Genomic DNA, 24024 nt, shown 5'->3' with positions numbered 1-24024 from the left:
CTCTCCCGAGGAGCGCCGGCCCCTCGGCCACCGCGCAGGCGGCTGATTCCCGCACCCGGGTGATCGACACCCGCCCCTCGACCCCGTGTGCTCGGCGCAGCGACCGCCGCGCGCCGAGCACACGGATCCACGCCCCCAACGCCGCGACCCTCATGCCGAAGCCGACGGTCGCATTCCCAACCACCGAAGGAACAGCCATGACACAACGAGCGATCACCCGAGGCGTCGCCGCAGGCGCTGCCGCCGTACTGTCCATGGGGGCGCTCGCCGTCCTCGGGGCAGGTACCGCAGGCGCTGCCCCCGGCTCGACCTCGTGGGATGACGGCAAGTCCCAGTTCACCCGGACCATCAGCAACACCACCCCAACTGTGGGCGACACGGTGACCGTGACCACGAAGTTCGATCGGACCAGCTGGGTAGACGAGTACATCTACAGCGTCACGGACCGGCATCCGTCCTGCCTGACCTACATCCCCGGCTCCGCCAAGATGGGCGGGGCCCCGACCGACACCGACGACGTCAAGCCCGACTACGCCCATTCCTCCTGGAGCGTCATCTCCTGGGTGGTCCAGAATCGCCCGGGCTTCCACGCAACACCGGAGTACAGCGTCTCCTACAAGGTCGGCGCGAACTGCCCCATCGGCACCCCCCTGGCCACCGGCATGGACTACACCGGATCACTCGGCAGCGGCAACTACGGCAACAAGGGCCCGTCGATCACCGTTGCCCCCGCCAGCACCGGTGGAACGGGCGGAACGGGCGGCACCGGCGGCACCGGCGGAACGGGCGGCACCGGCGGCACCGGCGGCACGGGCAGCCTCAGCAAACTCCTGGCCGGCTTCGGTTCCTGACGACCGGCACGCGATGAAGGGTCTGTCCCCGGCCACCGCGGCCGGGGACGGGCCCTTCATTTCTGACGTGCACAGCACGACGCTCGATCCGGGCTATGGATCCTGCTGGTTCTCCACGATCCAGGCGGCGATCTGGGTTCGCGAGGTGAACCCGAGCTTGGACAGGATGTGTTCGACGTGGCCCTGGGCGGTGCGGGGCGAGATCACCAGCATCGAGGCGATCACCTTGTTCGGGTGGCCTGCCGCGACCAGCCGGGCCACCTCGGTTTCGCGCGGGGTCAACAGTGAGGACACCGGCGCGGGCCGGGGCTGGTCGGTGAGATTCTCCCCGAGTGCGTAGGCGACGGATTCGTCGAGGTTCATGGCGGTACCGGTGCGAAATGCTTCGCCATAGGCCTTGTCCCCGAGCGTATTACGGGTGAGTTGCTCGCACTCCTCGTGGTTGCCGAGCAGGTTCGGGAGGGTCACCGAGATCCTTCCGACCGTCTGCGCGAGCGTCTCGGCGGCGCCCATCAGGACGGCGGCCCGGGTTGACTGGTGCTCGCGTATCACGGCCCAGGCCAACGACTCGAGGCACCAGCCCGCCACGACCAGGTCTTTGAGGCGCCGGAGGAGCGGCAACGCCGATTTCAGGAGGGCTGTTGCCCGATCGGTCTCCCCCGCCTCCAGTGCGGTCAGCGCGAGGGCCCATGACGCCCACGCACGGTAGGTGGACTCGCCTCGCGGCGCGGTGATCGCGAGCACCTGCTCATGACAGGCGATCGCGGTCTCCTCGTCACCCGACAGTCCACTCGCGATCGCCAGGCCGAGGAACCCGCCTATCGATCGTGCGATCTGGAGTCCGGTCCCAGTCGGGTGGGAGCCCTCCGCGCGTGCCCCGGCGAGGGCCGACTGGAACGGTTCGACCGCCGCTGCGAGGTCTCCGGTGAACAGGGCCAGATATCCACGCGCGTAGTTCGCGATCTCGAGCGACTCCGCATGCCCCAATTGCTGTGCGAGCGAACAACATTCCACCGCCCGTGCCGCGGCCTCCTCAAGTTGGCCCTGCATCCCCGCCAACAAAGAGTCGCCGTACAGCGTCTTGACGCGCTCCTCGGCACTCGCGGTGTCCGAGCCGTTGAGGCAGCGGCCCATCCAATACCGGGCCTCCGTCAACAGACCCCGGCACGACCAGAACAGCCACAGGGCGTTCGCCATGCGCGGGGTGACATCCGGGTCGGTGGCGATGACCGATTCGGTCATGCTGAACGTCAGCGCCTCCCGCAGATTCGGCTGTTCCCGATCGAATCGATCGACCCAGTCCACCTGGTCGGGGCCGATCCACTCGATCTCGACCCGCTTCACCAACCGCTCGTACCACGCCAGGTGCCGCCGCTGCGCCGTGGAATAGTCGCCGGATTCGCGCAGCTTCTCCCTGCCGTATGCGCCGATCGTCTCGGCCATGCCGAATCGCACCACCGCCCCGTGTTCCTGGCGAACCAGGATCGACTTGTCGACGAGCGAGGCCACCGAGTCGAGAAATCCGTCGGTGACCAGATCCTCGGGACAGATGCCCTCGGCCGCGTCCAGCTCGAAACCGCCAACGAACACCGACAGCCAGGCCCACAGCTGCTGCTCACGGGGCCCGCACAGCTCGTAGCTCCAGTCCACGCAGGACCGCAAGGTCTGCTGTCGGGACGGTGCCACCCGGGAACCGACGGTCAGCAGCCGGTAGCTGTCGGTCAGGCGCTGCAGGGTCTGCTCGGCCGACATCGCGCGGATCCGCACCGCGGCCAGCTCGATGGCCAACGGCAGCCCGTCCAGCCTGCCGCAGATTGCCGCTACCGCAGCGCAATTGGCCTCGGTGAGCGCGAAATCAGGCACCGCGGCGGTGGCCCTCGCGACGAACAGCGTCACCGACTCGTATCGGGGCATCGCCTCGAGCTGTGACGGCTGCTCCACATCGGGAACAGTCAACGGCGGCACCCGCAGCACCCGCTCCCCGTCCACCCCGAGGATCTCGCGGCTCGTGACCAGGATCCGCAGCTCCGGGCACTCTCGCAACAGTTTCTGCGCCAAATCCGCGACGGCACCCAAGAGGTGCTCGCAGTTGTCCAGGACCAACAATGTGTGCCGGGTGGAGAGGTGATCGGCCAGCAGGCGAGCCAACGACAGGCCCGGCTGATCCGGCAGCCCGAGCGCGCCGGCGACCGTCTCCACCAACAAGTCGGAATCCTGCAGGTCACCGAGCGCGACGAACCACACCCCATCAGCGAAAGCTCGCCGCGAATCCTCGGCGACCCGCAAGGCCAGCCTGGTTTTGCCGACCCCACCGATGCCGGCCAAGGTCACCAACCGCGAGATCGCCAAAAGCCGCCTCGCCTCGGCGATCTCGTGGCGCCTGCCGATGAAACTGGTCAGCTCCGCCGGCAGGTTTCCGGGCTTCTGCTTCACCAAGGTCGCCATCGAGCGTCCTGTCGTTTCGTCGTTGTCGTGTGATCGAAACTACCCCTGTCACACCATGGCAGGGGGATCGATGGCCCGTGTGTTCCGTTCGAAGTCGCACGGCGAGAACGGCGAAGGGGCTGTCCCCGGCCGAGGTGGCCGGGGACAGCCCCTTCACTCTGAGATCTAGGCGCCGATCAGTCGCTGGGCCAGGTAGCCCTCGACCTTGTCGAGCGAGACCCGCTCCTGCTCCATGGTGTCGCGCTCGCGGATCGTCACGGCCTGATCGTCGAGGGTGTCGAAGTCGACCGTGATGCAGAACGGGGTGCCGATCTCGTCCTGGCGACGGTAGCGGCGGCCGATGGCGCCCGCGTCGTCGAACTCGACGTTCCAGTTCTTACGCAGCAACGCCGCGAGATCCTTCGCCTTGGGGGTGAGGTCGGCGTTGCGGCTGAGCGGCAGGACGGCGGCCTTGACCGGGGCAAGGCGACGGTCCAGGCGCAGCACGGTGCGCTTGTCGACCCCGCCCTTGGCGTTCGGCGCCTCGTCCTCGGAGTAGGCGTCGACCAGGAAGGCCATCAGCGAGCGGGTCAGGCCGGCTGCCGGCTCGATGACGTACGGGGTGAACCGCTCGCCGCTGGCCTGGTCGAAGTAGTTCAGGTCGGTGCCCGAGTGCTCCGAGTGGGTCTTGAGGTCGAAGTCGGTGCGGTTGGCGACGCCCTCGAGCTCGCCCCACTCGCTGCCCTGGAACCGGAAGCGGTACTCGATGTCCACGGTGCGGGTCGAGTAGTGCGAGAGCTTGTCGGCCGGATGCTCGTACAGCCGCAGGTTCTCTGGGTCGATGCCGAGGTCGGTGTACCAGGCGAGCCGGGTGTCGATCCAGTACTGGTGCCACTGCTCGTCCTCGCCCGGCTTGACGAAGAACTCCATCTCCATCTGCTCGAACTCGCGGGTGCGGAAGATGAAGTTGCCGGGCGTGATCTCGTTGCGGAAGCTCTTGCCGATCTGGGCGATGCCGAACGGCGGCTTCTTGCGCGAGGTGGTGAGCACGTTGGCGAAGTTGACGAAGATGCCCTGCGCGGTCTCGGGCCGCAGGTAGTGCAGCCCCTCCTCGGTCTCGATGGGGCCGAGGTGCGTCTTGAGCATCATGTTGAAGTCGCGCGGCTCGGTCCACTGGCCGACGGTGCCGCAGTCCGGGCACACGATGAGGTCCATGGCCACGTCGTCGGGGTTGTCCAGACCCTTCTTCTCCGCGAAGGCCTCCTGCAGGTGGTCCTGGCGGTGCCGCTTGTGACAGTTCAGGCACTCGACGAGCGGGTCGTTGAAGACCCCGACGTGCCCGGATGCGACCCACACCTCGCGCGGGAGGATCACCGAGGAGTCGAGGCCGACGACGTCGTCGCGGCTGGTGACGATGTTGCGCCACCACTGCCTCTTGATGTTCTCCTTCAGCTCGACGCCGAGCGGCCCGTAGTCCCAGGCAGACTTGGTACCGCCGTAGATCTCACCGCAGGGGTAGACGAGCCCCCTGCGCTTCGCGAGGTTGGCGACGGTCTCGATCATGGACTTGGGTGCCACTTGGGGAGCTCTCCATCTGGGTAATAGATGCTGCGGTCACGTGCGGTTTTCTGCGCCCCAGCCTATCTGCCCCGCCGGGCCGACCGAAATCTCCCCATTTGACATGCGCATCCATGCATATCAAAATGGAATCGATTTGCAATAAGGCGAGCGGGACCGGCCACGGGATCCGACGAGGAGGTGGGTGCGGGGTGAGCATCAGCGATGCCGACGATCTCCACGCCACCGAACACGTCCCGTCCGGCTCCAGGCCGCCTGCCGCCCTGCCGAGCAAGGACACCCTGAGCGCGGCGGGTGACATCCTGCGCGCCCTTGCCGCTCCCGTGCGGATCGCGATCGTGCTCCAGCTGCGCGACGCGGAGCGCTGCGTGCACGAACTCGTCGAGGCGCTCGGCGTCACCCAGCCGTTGATCAGCCAACACCTGCGGGTGCTCAAGTCGGCGGGCGTCGTGCGCGGCGAACGCACCGGCCGCGAGGTGTTCTACCGCCTCGTCGACGACCACCTCGCCCACATCGTGATCGACGCAGTCGCCCACGCCGAGGAAGGACCGAGACCGTGACCGAAAAGAACGACCGGCGCAGCCCCGTCGTGGTCGGCGTGCGGGCCACCAAACAACGCAGCGCGATCTCCGCACTCCTCGACGAGATCGACGAGTTCCGCTCGGCGCAGGACCTGCACGACGAGCTGCGCAAGCGCGGCGAGGGCATCGGCCTGACGACGGTCTACCGGACGCTGCAGACCCTCGCCGATGCCGGCACCGTCGACGTCCTGCGCACCGACACCGGCGAGTCGGTGTACCGCCGCTGCTCCTCCGGCCATCACCACCACCTGGTGTGCCGGTCGTGCGGGTTCACCGTCGAGGTCGAGGGCCCGACGGTCGAGCAGTGGTCGCAGTCCATCGCCGACGAGAACGGCTTCACCGACGTCAGCCACACCGTCGAGATCTTCGGCACCTGCCGCAACTGCTCCGCCTAGCGTCGGCTCGATTCCGCGCCCGCCGCTCGGGCCGCCCGCGCCGGTGGGTGCGCGGGATATGCGTGTACCAGAGCGGTCGAGAACTTCGGGACCGCTTGGGTGAGAGCGTGTTCGGCTCGATGCGCGATCCGGTGCGCGTCCTCGAGACTGGCACCGGCGTCGATGTCGAGTTCGGCGTCGGCGTGCAGCCGGTGACCGATCCACCGCATCCTCAGGCTCCGGACCCCGGCCACCCCCGGCTCGGCGGCGAGCACACGCTCGCAGGCATCGACCAGATCCGGATCGACGCCGTCCATCAACCGGCGGAACACCTCGCGCGCCGCGCTCATGAGCACGACCAGGATCGCGGCCGTGATGAGCAGACCCACGACGGGATCGGCCAGCGGGAACCCGAGGGCGACGCCCCCCGCACCGAACAGCACTGCGAGCGAGGTGAATCCGTCCGTGCGCGCATGCAGGCCGTCCGCTACAAGGGCGGCGGACCCGATCTGCCTGCCGACCCTGATCCGGTAGAGCGCGACCAGCTCGTTGCCGATGAACCCGACCAACCCGGCCGCCGCCACCCATCCGAGGTGCTCGATCTGCACCGGATCGAGCAGCCGACGCACCGCCTCGTATCCCGCGATCAGCGCGGACAGCGCGATCATGGCGAGCACGAACAGGCCGGCCAGATCCTCGGCGCGACCGAACCCGTACGTGTAGCGGCGGGTCGCGGCGCGGCGGCCCAACGCGAACGCGATCCACAGCGGGACGGCGGTCAGCGCGTCGGAAAAGTTGTGGATGGTGTCGGCCAGCAGCGCCACCGACCCCGAGACCGCGACGATCGCCAGCTGCAGGAGCGCGGTGACACCCAGTACGACCAGGCTGACCTTGACCGCCCGGATGCCGATCGCGCTCGATTCGAGGGCATCGTCCACGCGGTCGGCCGCGTCGTGGCGGTGCGGGACGAACACCTCCCGCACCGCGGACCGAAGACCGCCGCCGTCCGCCGTCCGATGGCCGTGCCCGTGGTGTTCGTGTGTCATGCCGGGCCGCCGATCTCGCCGACCGCAGCCTCCCCCGCGCCATCGGCGTGCAGGACCCGCAACCCGCTGTCGGTGCGGTGATGGCCGGGCACGCCGGGACCGGCGTGTTCGGCGTTGAACACCGCGTCGGTCAGCAACTGGCGCACGTGGTCGTTCTCGAGCCGATAGAACACCGTCGTGCCCTCGCGGCGTGTCCGTACCAGCCGCGCCATCCTCAGCTTCGCCAGATGCTGGGACACCGACGGTGCCGGCTTGCCGACGTGCGCCGCCAGCTCGTTGACCGAGCATTCCCGGTCGACCAGGGCCCACAACACGTGCACGCGAGTGGCATCGGCCAGCATGCGGAATACCTCAACGACCAGGTCCACCTGGTCGTCCTGCAGCCGCCGGCGGCAAGCTGCATTATCTGCATTCATACGCAGATAATACTCCCGAAAGCGGCGTCGGGCTCGACCGGACATACGCGACGTACAAGTCCGCCGCGCTCATCGAGGCCGATAGATTCTGGGGACATCCCGGGAAGGATCGAAGATGGTTCGTGACGTCGTGCGCCGTGCGCGCGAGCTGATCGCTGAGGGCGATCAGGAGCAGGCGCACGCGATCCTGACGCTGGCGCTGGATGCGCAGAGGTCCGCCGCCCAGGACGTGGAAGCAGTAGCCGTGGCCGAGGCGACCGGGATGCTCGTCCGGATGGAAGCTCCGTCCGAAACGCCCGATGTCGTCGAGCGGCGTATCGCGAGGATGAGCGAACTCACGGACGGCTTCGACGGCGACGCCGTCCGTGAGGCCCGCGCACTCGCCGAGCTCGAGGCGATCGAGTGGATCCACAGACACGAGCCCGATGATGCGGTCGTGCTGGTCGATGTGATGCGAGCGGCGGAGTCGTTCGCGGCACGTCACATCGGGGACCATCAACCGCTCGGTGTGCGACAGGCACGAGCTGAAGCAATGTTCACCGCCGAGATCCTGCGGCGGCACCTGGGACGGGATCGCCATCGAGTCGCGGTCGGACTCGAGACGCTGGCGCTCACGCTCACCTCGGAATCCGATGACAGACTGCGTCACCTGCGCATTGCAGCGCTCTATCAGGCGGCGCAGATCCGCTACGACATCGGCGATGACCCGGAGTCCGCGATCGGCCTGATGCACCGTGTGATCGCCGAGGCCGAGCCCGTCCCCTCGGCACGGACGCTCCTGTACGCCGCATCGCTCTGTCTGGTCGACGACGAGATCCGCCGGGGAGCGCCTGCCGCGGTGGCGATTGCCCACGGCCTCCGCGCCCTTGACGTGCCCGTCGCCGATCTCGGCTCCGAGGCGGCCACCGAACAGGTCCGGCATCTGGACCAGATACTGGAGCGGCTTCCCCACACCGAGCGCGACCTCGCCACCGTGGAACACGGTGCCGCACTGGTGGACCGCTATGCCACCTGCGCATCCGAGGACGCGCGCGAGGCGATCCTGTGGTGGGTGCTCAGGGGCGTCTCAGGGGACGCGGGCGCGGTGACGGAGGCCGGTCGACAAGTCCTCGCGCACGCCGACCACGCGTTCGGCGCCGACCCGAGCCCGCTCACCGCCGCAGCACGGGCGCGGGTGGCGGCACGTCTCGCCGAGGTGACCGCGCATCTCGGCGACCCCGAGGGTGCCGTGCGACTCTACGAGCGGCTCGATGCTCGGTTCCCTGGGCACGAACACGACGAGCGCCTCGTCGTGCCGCTCGCCCTGGCGATGGTCGACAGGGCACTCCGACTCGCCGACATCGGACGACGCGGAGATGCACTCGATGCGCTGGCGCAGGTGCCCCACCGTTACGCCACGGCCGCCGGTGTGCCCGGCGTCCCGGCCGCGATCGCCCAGGCGATGTACTGGCGAGGACGCCTACTGCGGGAAGCAGGCGAGCTGGCCGAATCTCGCCGCGTCATCGGCGACACCGTGGCTCGCTCGGCCCCCGACTCCGACGCCGACGTGCGCCTGTGGGCGGCCAATGCGCTCTTCTCGATATGGCAGTCACCCGGGCTCGATCCCGCCGAGATCGATGGTGCCCTACATCGCTTCGCAGACCTGTTCGCCGACGACGAGGACGTCCGCATCCGCCGCCTGGACGCCCGGCGACGCCTCACTCAGTCGACACGCGCGGCAGAGCGCGGCGAACGCCAGGTGGCGGCGACGGTGCTGCAGGGCCTGGTGACCAAACATGCGGACAGCGACGACCCTGACGTTCGCGACACCGTCGAACTCGCGACCGAGAATCAACGGATCCTCGCGATCTCCTCCCCCACGGATGCGGCCCCCGCCTCGGCGGGAGAGGCCAACTACCGCGATTTTCGCGAACAGGTGCACCAGGCCGACCGGGCGGTCGAGGAGGGACGCCGCGCGGACGCCGAAGAACTCCTCACGGCGATTGTCGCCGACACCGGCGCAGACCCCGATCCGAACATCGTCATGCTCGGGCTCGCGGCGTCGGACGTGCTCGGAGGCTTGTTGGTCGACGCCGGGCGGTGGGAGGAGCTCGTCGCCGTCGCACGCGGCGCCGCCTTGCGCCGCCCCGGTCTCGACACCCGGGCACGCCGGGTGCACGCACGGGGTCACCTGAGGCTCGGCATCGCGCTCGGCCGGCTCGGCGAGGAGCGTGCCGCGATCGAGGCCTACGAGGCGCTCGAGCGGCTCGCCGACGGATCGACCGACGGCGACATCGTGAACGCCCGCGAAGTCGCCGCCTACAACCGCGCAGTCCTGATCGACGACCTGGACGACCCCTTCGCCGCGATCGCCGCCTACGACCACGTCCTCAGAATCCACGACCAGTCCGTCGACTCCGCCGAGCGCCGGCTCCGCCGCATCAAGACACTGCGCAACAAGGCGCTGCTCCTGACCGGTCTCGGCCGCCTACCCGAGGCGACCGGCGCCCACCGAACGATCCTGGACATCGCCGGCGCCTTCCCCGATGCCGACATCGCCGAACGAGGTCGCAAGTCCGCCTTCGACCTGGCGGCCTGCTACGCGCAACTCGGCAGCCACCGTGCAGCATCGGACCTCTACACCTGGATGCGATCCGCCCATCACCTCGGATTCACCCGCGACGAGCTCAAGAGCATCACCCGCTCCGCCAAGAAGGCGGCCCGCGAATCCAAACGCGCACACCGGTGACGCCTGAGCGCGGCGACTACGGCAGCAACCCCTGCCGACCCTGATCCGCGCCCGAGAGCACCAGCAGCAGCATGGTGGTGAGCGCCTCGTCCTCGAGCCCGGCGGCCGGGAAGGTGTAGCGCAGGATCACGTCGGCCAACTTGCCGCGGGTGATCACCGTGATCGACCCGAACTGCATCATCGAGTTCTTCTCGGCGACCTTCTTGTGCAGCGCGGGCTTGACGGGACGGTCCCACGCCAGCACGGCGGTCACCGACAGCACGTCGAGTCCGGGCGCGAGGTTCACCGCCCGCAGCGAGCACAGGGCGCCCGCGTACTCGAAACCCAATGACCCGTCGTCGGATTCGCGCACCTCCACGAAATGCGCGAGCGCATCACGCGCGCGGACCTGCAGCTGCTCGGCGGTCCCGGCGCCCGTCACTTCACTCCTCCGAACCTTCGGTCGCGCGAGGCGTACTCGACGCACGCGGCCCACAGGTCGCGGCGGTCGAAGTCCGGAAACAGCTTCTCCTGGAACACCATCTCCGCGTATGCGGACTGCCAGATCAGGAAGTTCGACGTGCGCAGCTCACCCGAGGGACGCAGGAACAGGTCCACGTCGGGCATGTCGGGCTCGTCGAGATACTTCGCGACGGTCGCCTCGGTGACCTTCTCCGGGTTCAGCTCGCCCGCCGCCACCCGACGCGCGATCTCCCGTGCCGCGTCGGCGATCTCGGCTCGACCGCCGTAGTTCACGCACATCGTCAGGGTCATCGTGGTGTTGTGCTTGGTCAGCTCCTCGGCGACCTCGAGCTCCTTGATGACGCTCGCCCACAGCCTTGGCCTGCGCCCCGCCCAGCGCACCCGCACACCCATCTCGTGCATCTCGTCGCGCCGACGCCGGATCACGTCCCGGTTGAAGCCCATCAGGAACTTCACCTCCTCGGGACTGCGCTTCCAGTTCTCGGTGGAGAACGCGTACGCCGAGAGCCACTTCACGCCGATCTCGATGCAGCCCTCGAGGGTGTCCATCAACACCGCCTCGCCGCGCTCGTGTCCCGCGGTGCGCGGCAGGCCCCGCTCCTGGGCCCAGCGACCGTTGCCGTCCATCACCAACGCGACATGCCGCGGGATCAGCTCGGGCTGCAGGATCGGCGCCCTGGCGCCGGAGGGGTGGGGGGCCGGGGGCCGGATCACGCGGTTAGGCGGAGCTTGCGGTTCGCGTCGTCGAATCACGATCACCATCCTGCCCGACCGGACGGGGTGGTCCCGCCACCGCCCGCGGATCCGCGGCATCCGACTCGACCACGGCGTGCGGCCGCGAGCGCTCGATCAACGGCAGGGTGCGCAGCTGACGCTCGAGGTGCCACTGCAGGTGCGCGGCGACCAGCCCGCTGGCCTGCGCGCGGACCGCGGCCGTGACGGTCTCGGTGTTCGCCCACTCGCCGCGGGCGAGCGCGTCCATCAGGTCGAGCACGCCAGGGGATGGTGTCGCCGAGCCCGGCGGTCGGCAGTGCACGCACACCGCCCCGCCCGCGGCCACGTGGAAGGCCCGATGCGGACCGGGCGCGGCGCACCGCGCACACTCCTCCAACGCGGGTGCCCAGCCGGCGAAACCCATGGCCCGCAACAGGAACGCATCGAGGATCAGCTCGGGCGGCCGGACCTGCTCCCCAACCGCGCGCAGCGCGCCGACGGTGAGCTGATGCAGCCGAAGGGCGGGGGCCCGCTCCTCGCCCGCGAGCCGCTCCGCGGTCTCGAGCACCGCGCAGGCTGTGGTGTACCGGCCGTAGTCGTCGACGATGTCCCCTGCGAAGGCGTCCAGGGTCTGCACCTGGGTGACGATGTCGAGGTTGCGGCCGGGGTAGAGCTGCACGTCGATGTGCGCGAACGGCTCCAGGCGGGCCCCGAACTTCGACTTGGTCCGGCGCACACCCTTGGCCACCGCCCGCACCAGCCCGTGCTGACGGGTCAGCAGGGTGACGATGCGGTCGGCCTCGCCCAGCTTGTGCTGGCGCAACACCACCGCGTGGTCCCGGTACAACCTCACCCGGAAAGTGTCCCACGATGCGGGGACAATCCCGGACCGCCCGCCTCGGCGCGCACCGCGTCAATCCAGCCGCTGCCCGATCAGCTCGGCGAGCCGGTCCGGCGCCTCGAGCTGCGGCCAGTGCCCGATGTCGGGTAGCACGGTCACCGCGGTGTCGGGGCGCAGTTCGAGCAGCCGCGCCGGCATGTCGGGGACGGCGATGGGGTCACACTCGCCCCACAGCAGCGTCAGCGGCTCCCGGTACTCCACCAGCCCCGCGGTCCAGCGATCCTGATGCGCCCGGCGCTCGAGAATGTAGCGGTTCTGACGGGGCAGCAGCCGCCCGCCGCCGTCGCGCTCGATCGCCTCGATCAGGGCGTCGATGGCACCGGCAGGGGCGGGCGCGCGCGGCGAGAAGCTGCGGTCGAGCGCGCGGGCCAGCAACCATCGCGGGGGCGAGAACGGCAGGGCCCGCGCGGGCAGTCGCAGCATCGCGCGCTGGCCGGACGTCAGCTGCGCGAGGTCGATGAAGATCGAGCCGTTGGTCAGGATGACCTGCTCGGGAACGAACCCCAGTGCGCCGTGATTGTGCCGGTACATGAGCTCGGCCACCACGGTGTCCCCCATGTCGTGGGCGATCAGCACACAGCGGCCGATGCCCAGTTTGCCGAGCACGGCCTCCACCAGGTCCGCCTGCTCGAACAGCGAGTAGCTGGCGGCGGCCGGCTTGTCGGACAGCCCGAACCCCAGCAGGTCGAGCAGCACCACCCGCCGACCGGACCCGAGCCGCTCCGCCACCGCGGCGAAGTCGTGCGACGAACCGGGAAACCCGTGCACGATCACGAGCGGAGTGCCGGTTCCCTCCCCTACCTCGGCGACGAAGATCCGGTTCCCGTCGACCTCGAGGTGGCGCCCACGCCCTTCCCAGGCCCTCAGGTCACCGCTCATGACTCCTCCGATGTTCGGCGCTGGGCCCAAAGTTACTCACCGGCCTGGCCTCCTGGCGCGAAAACCTGGCGGGCGACACCGCCCAGAGGTACTGTTCGTTCGAACGAACAGACACGGGGAGGCACGGCGTGAGCACGCACATCGAAGACACAAGGGAGCTCGGACTCGAGGAGACCGCACGTTCTCTGGCGACCGGCGCGTCCACGTCCGTCGACCGGGTTCGCCACAGCCTGGACGCCATCGATGCCAGCCAGCCGGGCCTCAACGCCTTCCGGGTGGTTCGCCGCGAGGCCGCGCTCGCGGAGGCGGCCGAGGCCGACCGTCGGCTGGCCGCGGGTGAACGCCTGCCACTGCTCGGCGTGCCGATCGCGGTGAAGGACGACGTCGACGTCACCGGCGAACCGACGGCCTTCGGCTGCCCGGGCGAGTTCCCCGCCAAGACCGCGGATTCCGAGGTCGTGCGGCGACTCCGCGCCGCGGGTGCGGTCATCGTCGGCAAGACCAACAGCCCCGAGCTCGGCCAGTGGCCGTTCACCGGCGGCAGCTTCGGGCACACCAGGAACCCGTGGGCGCGCGAGCGGACCCCCGGCGGATCCTCCGGTGGCAGCGCGGCCGCGGTCGCCGCCGGGTTGGTACCGGCCGCGCTCGGCTCGGACGGCGCGGGTTCGGTCCGCATCCCGGCGTCGTGGACCAACCTGGTCGGCATCAAGCCGCAGCGCGGACGGATCTCCACCTGGCCCGACGCCGAGGCCTTCTACGGCATCACCGTCATGGGCCCGCTCGCCCGCACGGTGGCGGACGCGGCGCTCCTGCTCGACCTGGTCTCCGGCAGCCACGAGGGCGACCTGCACCAGCCCCCGCCGGTGACCGTGCGTGACGCCGTGGACCGCGAGCCCGGCAAGCTGCGGATCGCATTGTCGCTGAAGATCCCCTACACGGCCACGCCGAGGACCCTGCACCCCGAGGTCAAGGAGGCGATCGGCGCCACCGCGCACGCGCTGCGCCGCCTCGGCCACGAGGTGACCGTCGCGGACCCCGCCTACGGGCTGCTGTTGGGCACGAATTTCCTGCCGCGGTCGATGGCCGGGCTGGAACAGTGGCGCTCGCGGGTGCCGGACCCGACGCTGCTCGACCCGCGCACCCTGTCCAACGCGCGCACCGGCAGGCTACTGGGGGGCCTGCCGTTGCGCGCGTCCCGCGCCGCCGAGCCGCGCATGCGCAGGCGGATCGGCACCATCTTCAACGACTTCGACGTCATCCTCGCCCCGACCACCGCCACCCCGCCGCCGCCGGTGGACGCGATCGACGGCATCGGGCACTTCGAGACGGACAAGGTGATCACCGCCGCCTGCCCGTACACCTGGCCGTGGAACATCCTGGGGTGGCCGAGTGTGAACGTGCCCGCCGGCTTCACCTCGGACGGCCTGCCGGTCGGCGCGCAGCTGATGGGGCACGACAACACCGAGCCGCTGCTGGTCTCGCTCGCGGCCCAGCTCGAGCGTGAACTACGTTGGGATCGTGAACGTCCCGAACAGTGGTGGTGACCGGTGAGCGAGGCCCCGGTTCGTGAGCGGATCCTCGCCGCGGTCCTGCACATCATCGGCACCGACGGCATCGCCGCCGTCACCAACCGTCGGATCGCGGCGCAGGCCGAGGTCTCGCTCGGCTCGATCACCTACCACTTCCCCAGCCAGACGGACCTGCTGCGCGACGCGCTGCTCGGGTTCGTCACCGCCGAGACCGCTCGGCTGACCGCCCTGGCCGAGCAGTACCGGGATGCCGGGTTGAGCGTGCAGGACGCCGCCTCCCTGACCGAGCAGGTGGTCCGGGACCTCGCGTTCGACGCCGAGCGGATGGCGCCGTTCGAGCTGTACATCCAGGCCGGCCGCGACCCCGAGCTACAAGCGGCCGCCGACGAGTGCTTCGCTGCCTACGACACGCTCACGGTGACCATCCTCGAAGCACTCGGGATTCCCGACGCCGCCGCGATCGCGCCGACCCTGGTCGCGACCATCGCAGGCCTGCAGCTGCGCCGCCTGGCAACCGGTACCGCACAGGACGTGTCCGCGGCCATCCTCAGGCTCGTCCTGCCGCGGTGAGAGCCCCGATCAGCACTCCCCCTCAACCGCGGCGTCGTAGCCGCGAATCAGATCTGCCCGTTCCTCGTCGCTGGCCATGACCCAGGCGGGCGAGGACCGGACCAGGTCGAGCATCCACGCGGCCTCGTACTCGCGTGTCCAGTCGCCGTCGCCGATCTGACGCCGGAACGCCTCGCTGGATTCGAGCAGGCGCGCCACGCCCGCGCAGGTATCCGAGGTCGACCTGAAAGCGTCCGCGTGATCGACCGGCGCCTGCGACCACATCATGTACATGTCGTCGGGTGGTGGAGTCCTGCGGACCTCCTGGTCGCCGCCCGAGCACCCCACCAATACCGAGCACGACAACACGCCCACGGCGATCCCGACGCCGCGGACCGTGCCGCTCCGAAGCGGCCGCACCGGCTAGAACCCCAGGCGGCCCAGCTGTTTCGGGTCGCGCTGCCAGTCCTTGGCGACCTTCACGTGCAGCTCAAGGAAGATCCGGGTGCCGAGCAGCTTCTCGATCTGGGTGCGCGCCTTGGTGCCGACCTCGCGCAGCCGGGCACCGCCCTTGCCGATCACGATGCCCTTCTGGCTGGGCCGCTCGACGTAGAGCAGCGCGTGCACGTCGAGCATCTCGCCCTGCTTCTCGGTGCGACCCTCGCGCTCTATGACCTCCTCGATCACCACGGCCAGCGAGTGCGGCAGCTCGTCGCCGAGCCCCTCGAGCGCGGCCTCGCGGATGAGCTCGGCCATCAGCGTCTCCTCCGGCTCGTCCGTGATCTCGCCGTCCGGGTAGAACGCCGGGCCCTCGTCCATCGACTTCGCCAGGAGGTCCACCAGCATCTCGACCTGCTCGCCCGATGCCGCCGACACCGGGATCACGTCGGTCTCGGGTCCGAGCAGCTTCGACAGCGCCACCAGCTGCTCGGCGACCTTCTCCCGGCTGACCTTGTCGATCTTGGTGACGATGCCGATCAGCTTGGTCTTCGGCGCCATCTGGCGGACCTGCTCGAGGATCCAACGGTCGCCGGGGCCGATCTTCTCGTCCGCGGGGATGCACAGGCCGATCGCGTCGACCTCGGAGTAGGTGTCGCGCACCAGGTCGTTCAAACGCTGACCGAGCAGCGTCCTCGGCCGGTGCAGCCCGGGGGTGTCGACCAGGATCAGCTGGGCATGCGGGCGGTGCACGATGCCGCGGATGGTGTGCCGGGTGGTCTGCGGCCGCGACGAGGTGATCGCGATCTTGCTGCCGACCAGCGCGTTGGTCAGCGTCGACTTGCCGGTGTTCGGCCGTCCGACGAAACAGACAAAGCCGGAACGGAATTCGGTCTCAGTGCTCATGGGCATCTCCAGAAATGGGTCGGTAGGGCTCCCAGCCCATGACATAGGGGTCCGAGCCGTCGGCTCGGGCGGCGATCAGCTTGGCGGATGGCGTCACCTCGGTCAGCGCGAGCACCCCGGGCTCGTTGTCCCGGACGGCGGTCACGATGTCCGGGGCGCTGCCGGGCAGGTCGCCCACCACCGCGGCGGCCTCGAAACCCTCCGCCCCGCTCGAGAGTGCCGCGGCGATCGCGGCCTGCAACGCGGTCAGGGTCAGGGCGTCGAGCGAGACCGGACCCGCGGCGTAGGTGCGACCGTCGAGGTCCCGCACCGCGGCACCCTGCGTGCCGCCCGTTCGCCCCATCGCCCCGCGGGCGAGGACCACCAGCTTGGCGTCCTCCTCGTCGAGATGCTCAGTCATGTCGGCCCTCGTCTCCCTCGTCATCGCCGACCGAGTCGGCGTCCGGTTCGGGCGCTCTCCATGCAAGAACAGTACTGATCCGGACACGGCCGCGGACGTCGCTGCCGCCCTCGGCACGCAGCATCAGGCCGTCGGTGGTGACCTCCGAGCCCGGCAGCGGGACGCGGCCGAGCCCGTAGCCGAGCAGCCCGCCGACCGTCTCCACCTCGTCGTTGTCGATCTCCATCTCGAAAAGCTCGGCGAGGTCCTCGATCGGCAGGCGGGCCGAGAGCCGAAAGCGACCGTCGCCGAGGTCCTCCACCGGCGCGATCTCGCCGATGTCGTACTCGTCGGCGATCTCGCCGACGATCTCCTCGATGACGTCCTCGATGGTGACCAGCCCGGCGATGCCGCCGTACTCGTCGACCAGCAGCGCCATGTGGTTGCGGTCGCGCTGCATCTCCGCGAGCAGGCTGTCGAGCGGCTTGGAGTCGGGCACGAACACCGGCGGGCGCATCACCTCGCCGACGGTGACGCCACGGCCGCCGTCGGTCGAGTGATACGTCCTCTGGACCAGGTCCTTGAGGTACACGACGCCGAGGATGTCGTCGACGTTCTCGCCGATCACCGGGATCCGGGAGTGACCGCTGCGGACGGCAAGCGAGGTCGCCTGACCCGCGGACTTGGTCGCCTCGATCCACACCATCTCGGTGCGCGGGACCATCACCTCCCTGGCCGGGGTGTCGCCGAGCTCGAACACGGACTGGATCATCCGGCGTTCCTCGTCGGCCACCACCCCGCGCTCCTGCGCCATGTCGACCAGCTCACGCAGCTCGATCTCGGAGGCGAAGGGGCCGTTGCGAAAACCCCGACCCGGGGTGAGCGCGTTGCCGACCAGGATGAGCAGCCGGCTGACCGGGGAGAACAGGACGCCGATCACCTGCAGCGGCAGCGCCGCGGCGAGCGTGATCGAGTACGCGTGCTGGCGGCCGATGGTCCGCGGCCCCACCCCGATCGCGACGTAGTCGATGAGCACCATGACGACCGCGGTGACCAGCAGCGCCCAGCTCCGCTCGAGCATGTCCAGCAGCGCGGCCGCGAGCAGGACCGTGGCGGTGATCTCGGCCAGGATCCGCAGCAGCACCATGAGATTGACGTACCGGGGCCGGTCCGCCACGACCATCAGCAGCCGCTGCGCACCCGGACGCGCATCCTTCGCCAGGTCCTCGACCCGGGCCCGGGAAATCGTGTTGAGCGCGGAGTCGATGGCGGCGAACAGCCCACCGAGCGGTACCAGGACCGCGGCCAGCAGGATCTGGACTAGCTCATCACTCACTGCTCGGGGCCGTCGAAGAACCCGGTCTTGCCCAGCAGCCTGCGGTCACGGGCGGCCAGTTCCGCCTCCCGCTCGGCCAGGCGCAGTTCGTCGTACCAGTCGGCGAGCAGGCTGTTCTGCAGCGCGAACATCTCCTTCTCCTCCTCCGGCTCGGCGTGGTCGTAGCCGAGCAGGTGCAGGACACCGTGCACGGTGAGCAGCGCCAGCTCGTGCGCGGTGGAATGGCCGGCCTTGGCTGCCTGGTCGGCGGCGAACGCGGGGCACAGCACGATGTCGCCGAGCATCGCCGGTCCGGGTTCGGGGGCGTCGGGCCGGCCGCCGGGCTCGAGCTCGTCCATCGGGAAGGACATCACGTCCGTCGGGCCGGGCAGGTCCATCCACCGCATGTGCAGGTCGGCCATCGTGTCGAGGTCGACGAGCACCATCGACAGCTCGGCCGCCGGGTGCACGTCCATCCGGCCGATGACGAACCGTGCGACGCTGATCAGCTCGCCCTCGGAGACGTCGATCCCGGACTCGTTGGATACCTCAATGCTCATGACAGTCGTTCTCCTCGGGGCCGCCTGCGGCGGGGAATGGGCGGGGGCGGTGTGGTCACGTGGGCGGTGGGCCGACCGTCAGCGCCGCGACGAGCGGGCCTGCGCCGCCCGGCGCTGCGAGCGGTTGCCGAGCTTGACCTCGTCGATCCGCTCGGTCTCGAAACGTTCGTAGGCGTCGACGATGTCGGAGACCAGGCGGTGCCGGACCACGTCCGCGCTGGTGAGCTCCGCGAAGTGGATGTCGTCGATGTCGGTCAGGATCTCCGAGGCCGCCCGCAGCCCGGACCGGGCGCCGCCGGGCAGGTCCACCTGGGTCACGTCGCCGGTCACCACGATCTTGGAACCGAACCCGAGCCGGGTCAGGAACATCTTCATCTGCTCGGCCGTGGTGTTCTGCGCCTCGTCCAGGATGATGAACGCGTCGTTGAGGGTGCGGCCACGCATGTAGGCGAGCGGGGCGACCTCGATGACGCCTGCCTGCATCAGCTTCGGGATGGCCTCGGGGTCCATCATGTCGTGCAGCGCGTCGTGCAGCGGCCGCAGGTACGGGTCGATCTTCTCGTGCAGGGTGCCGGGCAGGAACCCGAGCCGCTCGCCCGCCTCGACCGCGGGGCGGGTCAGGATGATCCGGCTGACGTTCTTGCTCTGCAGCGCCTGCACGGCCTTGGCCATGGCGAGGTAGGTCTTGCCGGTGCCGGCGGGACCGATGCCGAAGACGATGGTGTTCGCGTCGATCGCGTCGACGTATCGCTTCTGGTTGACCGTCTTGGGCCGGATGGTCTTGCCGCGCCGGGACAGGATGTCCAAGCTCAGGACCTCCGCGGGCGATTCGGAGATGCCCTCGGTGAGCATCGCGATGCTGCGCCGCACCGCGTCCGGGGTCAGGGTGTTGCCGCCTGCGACGACGGCGATCAGCTCGCCGATCACCCGCTCGGCCAGCGCGACGTCCGCAGCCCTGCCGGTGAGGGTGATCGCATTGCCACGAACGTGAATGTCTGCGTCGAGGGCGCGTTCGAGTTCCTTGAGGTTCTGGTCCGAGGAACCGAGCAGCGGGAGCACCGCGTCGGGTGAGACCTCCATGCTCGACCGCACCGTGCGCTGCGCCGGGCGGTCCTGATTGCCGTTGGCCTTCGCCCCTGCGCGCGAAGCGCGTCCCCCTGCGTCGTCCGACTGATCGCCCATGTCGCTGTCTGCACTCACGTGGTAGCTATGGCCTGCTTTCCTGGTTCCGTGTCCCGACGGCTCGGGCCGCCCTGATACCTCGAAGTCTATCGCGGGTCGTTCGCGCCGCCCACACGATTACCGCCGGTCAGGGCCAGCCGCGGACACCGGAGGGCCCGCGGTGTCGCGGATCCACGCCCATGCCTCCTCGACCACCGCCGCCGCTCGCTCGGGCGGGACCCCGAGCAGCACCAGCGAGGTGACGCCGAACGACTCCCCGGAATCGCGGATGCCGCCCTTGTTGGCCTGGTCGAGCAGGGTCATCGTGACGGCCTCGGTCATCGCGACCAGGAGCCCGGCGGGCAGATACGAGGAGAAGAGCCCGTCGCGCTGGCCCTGCTCGACGAGGGCGATGGTCGGCGCCCGCGCCGGTTCCATCAGGTCGAGCATCCGCTGCTCGCCGAGCTCCTTGCGCGCGAAGGTCAGCAGCATCCGGAACCGGTCGCCGACCGGCCAGGTCAGCAGGGCGAGCACGGCGAGCGCGAGGTCGGGGCGCTCCGGCCGCGCGATGTCCGCACCGAACGACGCGACCAGCGCGGCGGACGCCTCGTCCGCGATGCCCTCGACGAGCGCCTCCCGGCTGGGGAAATGCGCATAGACCGTGCGGCGGACCACCCCTGCCGCGCGGGCGACGTCGTCCATGCTCGCGTCCGGATCGGCGGCGAAGGCGCCGATCGCGGCGTCGATGATGCGCGTCCGATTGGCCCGCGCCTCGCTGCGTCGACGCCTCACCGGCTCCGCCACCGTCGCATCCACCCTCTCGCCGCCCGATGTGATCTGCGTCAAGCATAGTTGCACAGCAGTGTGCAAGCTATTAACTTGCACATCAATGTGCAGATAGGTCCGGGCACGGACCGCCGCCGCCGAACGGAGCGCCGAAGATGACGACACTCGCGACCAAGCCGGTCTCCCGGATGGAGCAGCCCTATCGCTGGCGCTGGGCCGCGCTCGGCGTGCTGTGCTTGAGCCTGCTGATCGTGGTGATGGCGAACACCGCGCTCATCGTGGCGGCGCCGGACATGACAAGGGACCTCGGCCTGACCAGCGCGCAGCTGCAGTGGGTCATCGACGGCTACACCGTGCCCTACGCGGCGCTGATGCTGCTGGCAGGCGTGATCGGCGACAAGTACAGCCGCCGCGGCGCGCTGCTGACCGGCCTGCTGGTGTTCGGCGGCGGCGCGGTGTTCGGCAGCCTCGCGGGCACCACGACCGCGGTGATCGCCGCCAGGATGACCATGGGCGTCGGCGCGGCGATCATCATGCCCGCGACGCTCTCGCTGCTGGTCGCGACCTTCCCCAAGTCCGAGCGCTCCCGCGCGATCGCCGCATGGGCGGCCACCTCCGGGCTGGCCATCGCGTTCGGACCGCTGCTGGCGGGCTGGATCCTCGAGAGCCACTCCTGGAACGCGACCTTCCTCATCAACGTCCCCATCGCCGCGGTCGCGGCCGTCGCCGCCGTGATCCTGGTGCCGCCGTCGCGCGCGGAGGGCCTTGGCCGCGTCGACTGGATCGGGGGCCTGCTGTCGGTGGTCGCGATCGGGGCGCTCGTCTACGCGATCATCAACGGCTTCCACTTCGGTTGGGGCACAGGCCCGCTCGTCGGCGCCGCCACGGCACTGGTCGGGCTCGCGGCGTTCGTCGCCTGGGAGCTGCGGCACCCGCAGCCGCTGCTGAACGTGCGCAAGCTCGGCGAGCGCGCCGTCGGCGGCTCGACCCTCGCGGTGCTGCTGCTGTTCCTGTCCGCGTTCGGCGCCATCTACTTCATCGCCCAGGAGTTCCAGTTCGTGCTCGGCTACGGCCCGCTCGAGACCGGCGTCCGGTTGCTGCCCCTCGCCGCGGCAGTGTCCGCCGGCGCGATCGTCAGCGGCCGGATCACCCCGCGCATCGGCGTGCGCAGCTCGATCGTGGCAGGCATGGTCCTCGCCGCGGCGGGCGTGCTGCTGCTGACGCGGGTCGACGGCGGCTCGGGCTACCTCGACTTCCTCGTGCCGCTGGTGCTGCTCGGTGTCGGTGTCGGCCTGAGCCAACCCCCTGCGACCGACGCGATCATGGGCAGCTTCCCCGACAACGACCTCGGCGCCGCGGGCGGACTCAACGACACCGCGATCGAGCTGGGCGGATCGCTCGGCATCGCCATCCTCGGTTCCATCCTGGCCGCCGGCTACAAGGACTCGATCGCCGGCTTCATCGACGGCGCGCCGCTCCCCCAGCTCGGCGGAGACCTCGCCGCCAAGGCCGACTACGCGATGGAGGTCTCGCGGGAGTCTGTCGGCGGCGCGGCCCTCGTGGCGCAGGAACTGGCGGGCAATCCGCTGTCGGCCTCGTACGCACAGCCGCTCCTCGAGGCGGCCTCCACCTCGTTCGCGGACGCGATCGTGAGCGCGAGCCTGGCAGGCGGGCTCGCGCTCGCCATCGGCGCGGTGCTGGTGGCGGTGATCCTGCCGGGCCGCGAGCCAAGGTGACGGCCTGCCCCGAACGGGGCGCAATCAGACCTCCCCCGCTTGCTCTATCTCTAGCTCTACAAGCCTCTGCGGTGTCTCCGGGATTTTTGACCTGGGCTCATCGTTCGCGGGTCCGTCGCGCGCAGACGAGACAGTGCGGTTCCTGTCCACAACCTTTCGCGTGGAACGAATTCGAAAGAATGAGTGTGGGTGCAGCTGTTGGTGTCGCTCGTTGGCCGCGTGGCGGATCTGCGTCTGTGGGGCTGGCATACTGATTCGATGTCAGATGGGTCGATGTCTGGTCGCCGTGAGGGTTATCTGTTCGTCGAGGGCGGCGCCGGGATTCCGGCGGCTGGGGATGTCTACGTCAAGCAACCGTTCGAGCCGCCCTGTCTCGTTGTCGACTATTCACTCGCTGATGTCCTTGCCACGAAATGGCCCGGTCGATTGCTGCGCGTCAGCGTGGGCGAGCCCACCACGGCTGAGGAATCAGCCGCGACCGAGGCTCTTCAACACAATTTTGACCGCGCGCAGTACGCGCGCACCTATCGCGTGACCATTCTCGAGGAACTCGCACCATCGCTCCTATTCGGACGCGCCGGCGAGCACGTCGCCGCTGTTGTCGCCGTGGCTCAGAGCCTCACCCTCACGATGGCGGACAGGCTTGCAGCCGGGATTTCGCCCGACGCCGCGGCCGAGTTCGATGCGTGCTGGCGTCGTTGGCTGGCCGACCAGCCGGACGGAACCAGCTACCTAGCGGGCAATCACGAATCCACTCTTCTGATTCCAGGCGCCGGCTCGGCGGGCTCACCTGTCGGGCACGGGCTCGTTCTGATCAACAGCGAACTCAACAGACGAGCGCGGATGATCGATCCAGGCGCTATTGAAACGGTCAGCGTCGACGGGGAGTTCGAAGAAGTCCTTTCTGACCCGTGGAGCAACGCGCAGACCACACTCCGACACGCAGCCATGGCGTACGGGGCGCCCCAGTACACCGAGAACTCCGAGGTACTCACTGCGGCCTGGCGGGGTGCAGGCCATCCGGCCTTCTAGGCCGAATGGTCCCTCCAAATCGGTCCCCTCTACCCGAACGCGCAATCCTCGCCTCCCGACAGAAAGCCGACGGCATGGACAGGTACGACATCAAGAAGGCGGTGGACCACTCCGACGAATTCATCCGTGCGGTGGTCGACGAGGCCCTGCACCGGACACCTCCGGGTGGTTTCCCGGAGCTGGAGGAGCGCCGTGGCCTGACTCCGGGGACTCTGTTCGACTGGGTCGAGCAGTACGGGCCGCCGTCGCCGCCGCGGCCGTTCTCGGCGTTGCACTTCTGGATCGGCAACACCTCTCTCGACGAGGCCACGTTCGGCAGCTACTTCGACCACGACGCGGCGTACTGGTCGCTGGACGTAGAGGACATCGAGCGCGCTACCGGCGACGTGACCGGCTGCGGATTCTCCGCCGACCTCGGCGAACGGTTCCTCTACGACGACGACCTCCTGCAGGTGATCTGGATGCCGACCCCCGTGTCGGTGCGGGATGTCGTCGACGAGTCGACGCTGACCTCCGAGGAATCGGCGGAGCGGATCGTACGAGTGTGCGCGGCACGCGACATCATCTCGGCGAACGCCGCGTTCGTGTACGCGGATCCCACCCAGGTGATCCGCGACCCGGCCAAGACCTACAACGGGTTGCCCTACATCGGCCTGCTCGAGGACGTGTGAGAGCTTCG

General features: G+C 69.3%; 25 protein-coding genes. 9 read left to right on the top strand and 16 right to left on the bottom strand.

Annotation, left to right across the window (positions count from 1 at the left end):
- The coding region (locus ACWFRB_RS18875) for a hypothetical protein (protein WP_452642709.1) at window positions 1-199 on the bottom strand (199 nt) is incomplete at its 3' end.
- On the opposite strand from ACWFRB_RS18875, the gene ACWFRB_RS18870 reads away from it, so the two are divergent.
- Window positions 198-851 carry a hypothetical protein gene (locus tag ACWFRB_RS18870; protein ID WP_452642707.1) on the top strand — a complete coding sequence of 218 codons (654 nt, stop codon included), beginning with the start codon at window positions 198-200 and terminating at the stop codon, window positions 849-851. The two genes, ACWFRB_RS18875 and ACWFRB_RS18870, sit on opposite strands and share 2 nt — an antisense overlap.
- Window positions 852-944: 93 nt before the next feature.
- Here the strand turns inward: ACWFRB_RS18870 and ACWFRB_RS18865 are convergent, their stop codons facing one another.
- On the bottom strand, window positions 945-3296 hold the full coding sequence (locus ACWFRB_RS18865; protein WP_452642706.1) for an ATP-binding protein: 2352 nt from the start codon (window positions 3294-3296) through the stop codon (window positions 945-947).
- Window positions 3297-3461: 165 nt separating this feature from the next.
- Window positions 3462-4853 (bottom strand): glycine--tRNA ligase, encoded by a 1392-nt coding sequence (locus ACWFRB_RS18860; RefSeq protein ID WP_452642704.1) that lies wholly within the window; start codon window positions 4851-4853, stop codon window positions 3462-3464.
- 191 nt (window positions 4854-5044) lie between these two features.
- Between ACWFRB_RS18860 and ACWFRB_RS18855 the strand changes: the two genes are divergently transcribed.
- Complete coding sequence (locus ACWFRB_RS18855) at window positions 5045-5413, top strand: ArsR/SmtB family transcription factor (protein ID WP_452642702.1); 369 nt, start codon at window positions 5045-5047, stop codon at window positions 5411-5413.
- Window positions 5410-5829, top strand: coding sequence for a Fur family transcriptional regulator (locus ACWFRB_RS18850; RefSeq protein ID WP_027499979.1), 420 nt, complete (start codon window positions 5410-5412; stop codon window positions 5827-5829). Before ACWFRB_RS18855 ends, ACWFRB_RS18850 begins: the two co-directional genes overlap by 4 nt.
- Here the strand turns inward: ACWFRB_RS18850 and ACWFRB_RS18845 are convergent.
- Both ACWFRB_RS18845 and ACWFRB_RS18840 read right to left on the bottom strand, forming a co-directional pair.
- Window positions 5826-6854, bottom strand: coding sequence for a cation diffusion facilitator family transporter (locus ACWFRB_RS18845; RefSeq protein WP_452642699.1), 1029 nt, complete (start codon window positions 6852-6854; stop codon window positions 5826-5828). The genes ACWFRB_RS18850 and ACWFRB_RS18845 overlap by 4 nt on opposite strands.
- Window positions 6851-7270, bottom strand: coding sequence for an ArsR/SmtB family transcription factor (locus ACWFRB_RS18840; RefSeq protein ID WP_452642697.1), 420 nt, complete (start codon window positions 7268-7270; stop codon window positions 6851-6853). The genes ACWFRB_RS18845 and ACWFRB_RS18840 overlap by 4 nt, the downstream gene beginning before the upstream one ends.
- A gap of 115 nt (window positions 7271-7385) precedes the next feature.
- Here ACWFRB_RS18840 and ACWFRB_RS18835 point away from each other — a divergent pair, with 115 nt between their 5' ends.
- Window positions 7386-9998, top strand: a complete 2613-nt coding sequence (locus tag ACWFRB_RS18835; RefSeq protein WP_452642695.1) for a hypothetical protein — start codon at window positions 7386-7388, stop codon at window positions 9996-9998.
- Window positions 9999-10014: 16 nt separating this feature from the next.
- On the opposite strand, the gene ACWFRB_RS18830 is transcribed toward ACWFRB_RS18835, so the two are convergent.
- The 4 genes from ACWFRB_RS18830 to ACWFRB_RS18815 are packed head-to-tail and all read right to left on the bottom strand — an operon-like array spanning window position 10015 to window position 12954.
- Window positions 10015-10419, bottom strand: a complete 405-nt coding sequence (locus ACWFRB_RS18830) for a hypothetical protein (RefSeq protein ID WP_452642693.1) — start codon at window positions 10417-10419, stop codon at window positions 10015-10017.
- Entirely contained in the window at window positions 10416-11213 is a 798-nt protein-coding gene (locus ACWFRB_RS18825) for an isoprenyl transferase (RefSeq protein WP_392981582.1), read from the bottom strand. The genes ACWFRB_RS18830 and ACWFRB_RS18825 overlap by 4 nt, the downstream gene beginning before the upstream one ends.
- Window positions 11179-12027 carry a DNA repair protein RecO gene (gene recO, locus ACWFRB_RS18820; RefSeq protein WP_452642692.1) on the bottom strand — a complete coding sequence of 283 codons (849 nt, stop codon included), beginning with the start codon at window positions 12025-12027 and terminating at the stop codon, window positions 11179-11181. The genes ACWFRB_RS18825 and recO overlap by 35 nt, the downstream gene beginning before the upstream one ends.
- Before the next feature lie 60 nt (window positions 12028-12087).
- Window positions 12088-12954 (bottom strand): alpha/beta fold hydrolase, encoded by an 867-nt coding sequence (locus ACWFRB_RS18815; RefSeq protein ID WP_452642690.1) that lies wholly within the window; start codon window positions 12952-12954, stop codon window positions 12088-12090.
- A gap of 128 nt (window positions 12955-13082) precedes the next feature.
- Between ACWFRB_RS18815 and ACWFRB_RS18810 the strand changes: the two genes are divergently transcribed.
- Window positions 13083-14498, top strand: a complete 1416-nt coding sequence (locus ACWFRB_RS18810; RefSeq protein WP_452642688.1) for an amidase — start codon at window positions 13083-13085, stop codon at window positions 14496-14498.
- 3 nt (window positions 14499-14501) lie between these two features.
- Complete coding sequence (locus tag ACWFRB_RS18805; RefSeq protein ID WP_452642686.1) at window positions 14502-15053, top strand: TetR/AcrR family transcriptional regulator; 552 nt, start codon at window positions 14502-14504, stop codon at window positions 15051-15053.
- 9 nt (window positions 15054-15062) lie between these two features.
- Here ACWFRB_RS18805 and ACWFRB_RS18800 read toward each other — a convergent pair whose 3' ends face one another.
- The 7 genes from ACWFRB_RS18800 to ACWFRB_RS18770 form a co-directional block, all read right to left on the bottom strand.
- Window positions 15063-15452, bottom strand: coding sequence for a hypothetical protein (locus ACWFRB_RS18800; RefSeq protein ID WP_452642685.1), 390 nt, complete (start codon window positions 15450-15452; stop codon window positions 15063-15065).
- 3 nt (window positions 15453-15455) lie between these two features.
- Complete coding sequence (gene era / locus ACWFRB_RS18795; RefSeq protein WP_037175549.1) at window positions 15456-16376, bottom strand: GTPase Era; 921 nt, start codon at window positions 16374-16376, stop codon at window positions 15456-15458.
- Window positions 16366-16776, bottom strand: a complete 411-nt coding sequence (locus ACWFRB_RS18790; protein ID WP_452642683.1) for a cytidine deaminase — start codon at window positions 16774-16776, stop codon at window positions 16366-16368. Before ACWFRB_RS18790 ends, era begins: the two co-directional genes overlap by 11 nt.
- A complete protein-coding gene (locus ACWFRB_RS18785) occupies window positions 16769-18091 on the bottom strand; it encodes a hemolysin family protein (RefSeq protein WP_452642681.1) in 1323 nt (440 codons plus the stop codon). The genes ACWFRB_RS18790 and ACWFRB_RS18785 overlap by 8 nt, the downstream gene beginning before the upstream one ends.
- A complete protein-coding gene (ybeY, locus tag ACWFRB_RS18780; protein WP_452642680.1) occupies window positions 18088-18630 on the bottom strand; it encodes an rRNA maturation RNase YbeY in 543 nt (180 codons plus the stop codon). The genes ACWFRB_RS18785 and ybeY overlap by 4 nt, the downstream gene beginning before the upstream one ends.
- Window positions 18631-18708: 78 nt before the next feature.
- On the bottom strand, window positions 18709-19710 hold the full coding sequence (locus ACWFRB_RS18775) for a PhoH family protein (RefSeq protein WP_452642716.1): 1002 nt from the start codon (window positions 19708-19710) through the stop codon (window positions 18709-18711).
- Between the two features lie 219 nt (window positions 19711-19929).
- Window positions 19930-20595 (bottom strand): TetR/AcrR family transcriptional regulator, encoded by a 666-nt coding sequence (locus tag ACWFRB_RS18770; RefSeq protein ID WP_452642678.1) that lies wholly within the window; start codon window positions 20593-20595, stop codon window positions 19930-19932.
- Between the two features lie 137 nt (window positions 20596-20732).
- On the opposite strand from ACWFRB_RS18770, the gene ACWFRB_RS18765 reads away from it, so the two are divergent.
- From ACWFRB_RS18765 to ACWFRB_RS18755, 3 genes are all read left to right on the top strand, one after another.
- Entirely contained in the window at window positions 20733-22313 is a 1581-nt protein-coding gene (locus ACWFRB_RS18765) for an MFS transporter (protein ID WP_452642676.1), read from the top strand.
- 189 nt (window positions 22314-22502) lie between these two features.
- Window positions 22503-23345, top strand: a complete 843-nt coding sequence (locus tag ACWFRB_RS18760; protein ID WP_452642674.1) for a hypothetical protein — start codon at window positions 22503-22505, stop codon at window positions 23343-23345.
- Between the two features lie 74 nt (window positions 23346-23419).
- On the top strand, window positions 23420-24016 hold the full coding sequence (locus tag ACWFRB_RS18755; RefSeq protein WP_452642672.1) for an immunity 22 family protein: 597 nt from the start codon (window positions 23420-23422) through the stop codon (window positions 24014-24016).
- Window positions 24017-24024: the final 8 nt, after the last annotated feature.

The sequence above is a fragment of the Rhodococcus sp. NPDC055112 genome, assembly GCF_053607505.1.
Note: the sequence above shows the minus strand (reverse complement) of the source record. Positions and strands in the feature narration are given on the sequence as shown.

Bases quoted from the DNA above. Each gene is read 5' to 3' on its own strand.
- ACWFRB_RS18870 (WP_452642707.1), top strand. From the start codon at position 198: ATGACACAACGAGCGATCACCCGAGGCGTCGCCGCAGGCGCTGCCGCC.
- ACWFRB_RS18865 (WP_452642706.1), bottom strand. From the start codon at position 3,296: ATGGCGACCTTGGTGAAGCAGAAGCCCGGAAACCTGCCGGCGGAGCTG.
- ACWFRB_RS18845 (WP_452642699.1), bottom strand. From the start codon at position 6,854: ATGACACACGAACACCACGGGCACGGCCATCGGACGGCGGACGGCGGC.
- ACWFRB_RS18840 (WP_452642697.1), bottom strand. From the start codon at position 7,270: ATGAATGCAGATAATGCAGCTTGCCGCCGGCGGCTGCAGGACGACCAG.
- ACWFRB_RS18835 (WP_452642695.1), top strand. From the start codon at position 7,386: ATGGTTCGTGACGTCGTGCGCCGTGCGCGCGAGCTGATCGCTGAGGGC.
- ACWFRB_RS18815 (WP_452642690.1), bottom strand. From the start codon at position 12,954: ATGAGCGGTGACCTGAGGGCCTGGGAAGGGCGTGGGCGCCACCTCGAG.
- era (WP_037175549.1), bottom strand. From the start codon at position 16,376: ATGAGCACTGAGACCGAATTCCGTTCCGGCTTTGTCTGTTTCGTCGGA.
- ACWFRB_RS18790 (WP_452642683.1), bottom strand. From the start codon at position 16,776: ATGACTGAGCATCTCGACGAGGAGGACGCCAAGCTGGTGGTCCTCGCC.
- ybeY (WP_452642680.1), bottom strand. From the start codon at position 18,630: ATGAGCATTGAGGTATCCAACGAGTCCGGGATCGACGTCTCCGAGGGC.
- ACWFRB_RS18775 (WP_452642716.1), bottom strand. From the start codon at position 19,710: ATGGAGGTCTCACCCGACGCGGTGCTCCCGCTGCTCGGTTCCTCGGAC.
- ACWFRB_RS18765 (WP_452642676.1), top strand. From the start codon at position 20,733: ATGACGACACTCGCGACCAAGCCGGTCTCCCGGATGGAGCAGCCCTAT.
- ACWFRB_RS18755 (WP_452642672.1), top strand. From the start codon at position 23,420: ATGGACAGGTACGACATCAAGAAGGCGGTGGACCACTCCGACGAATTC.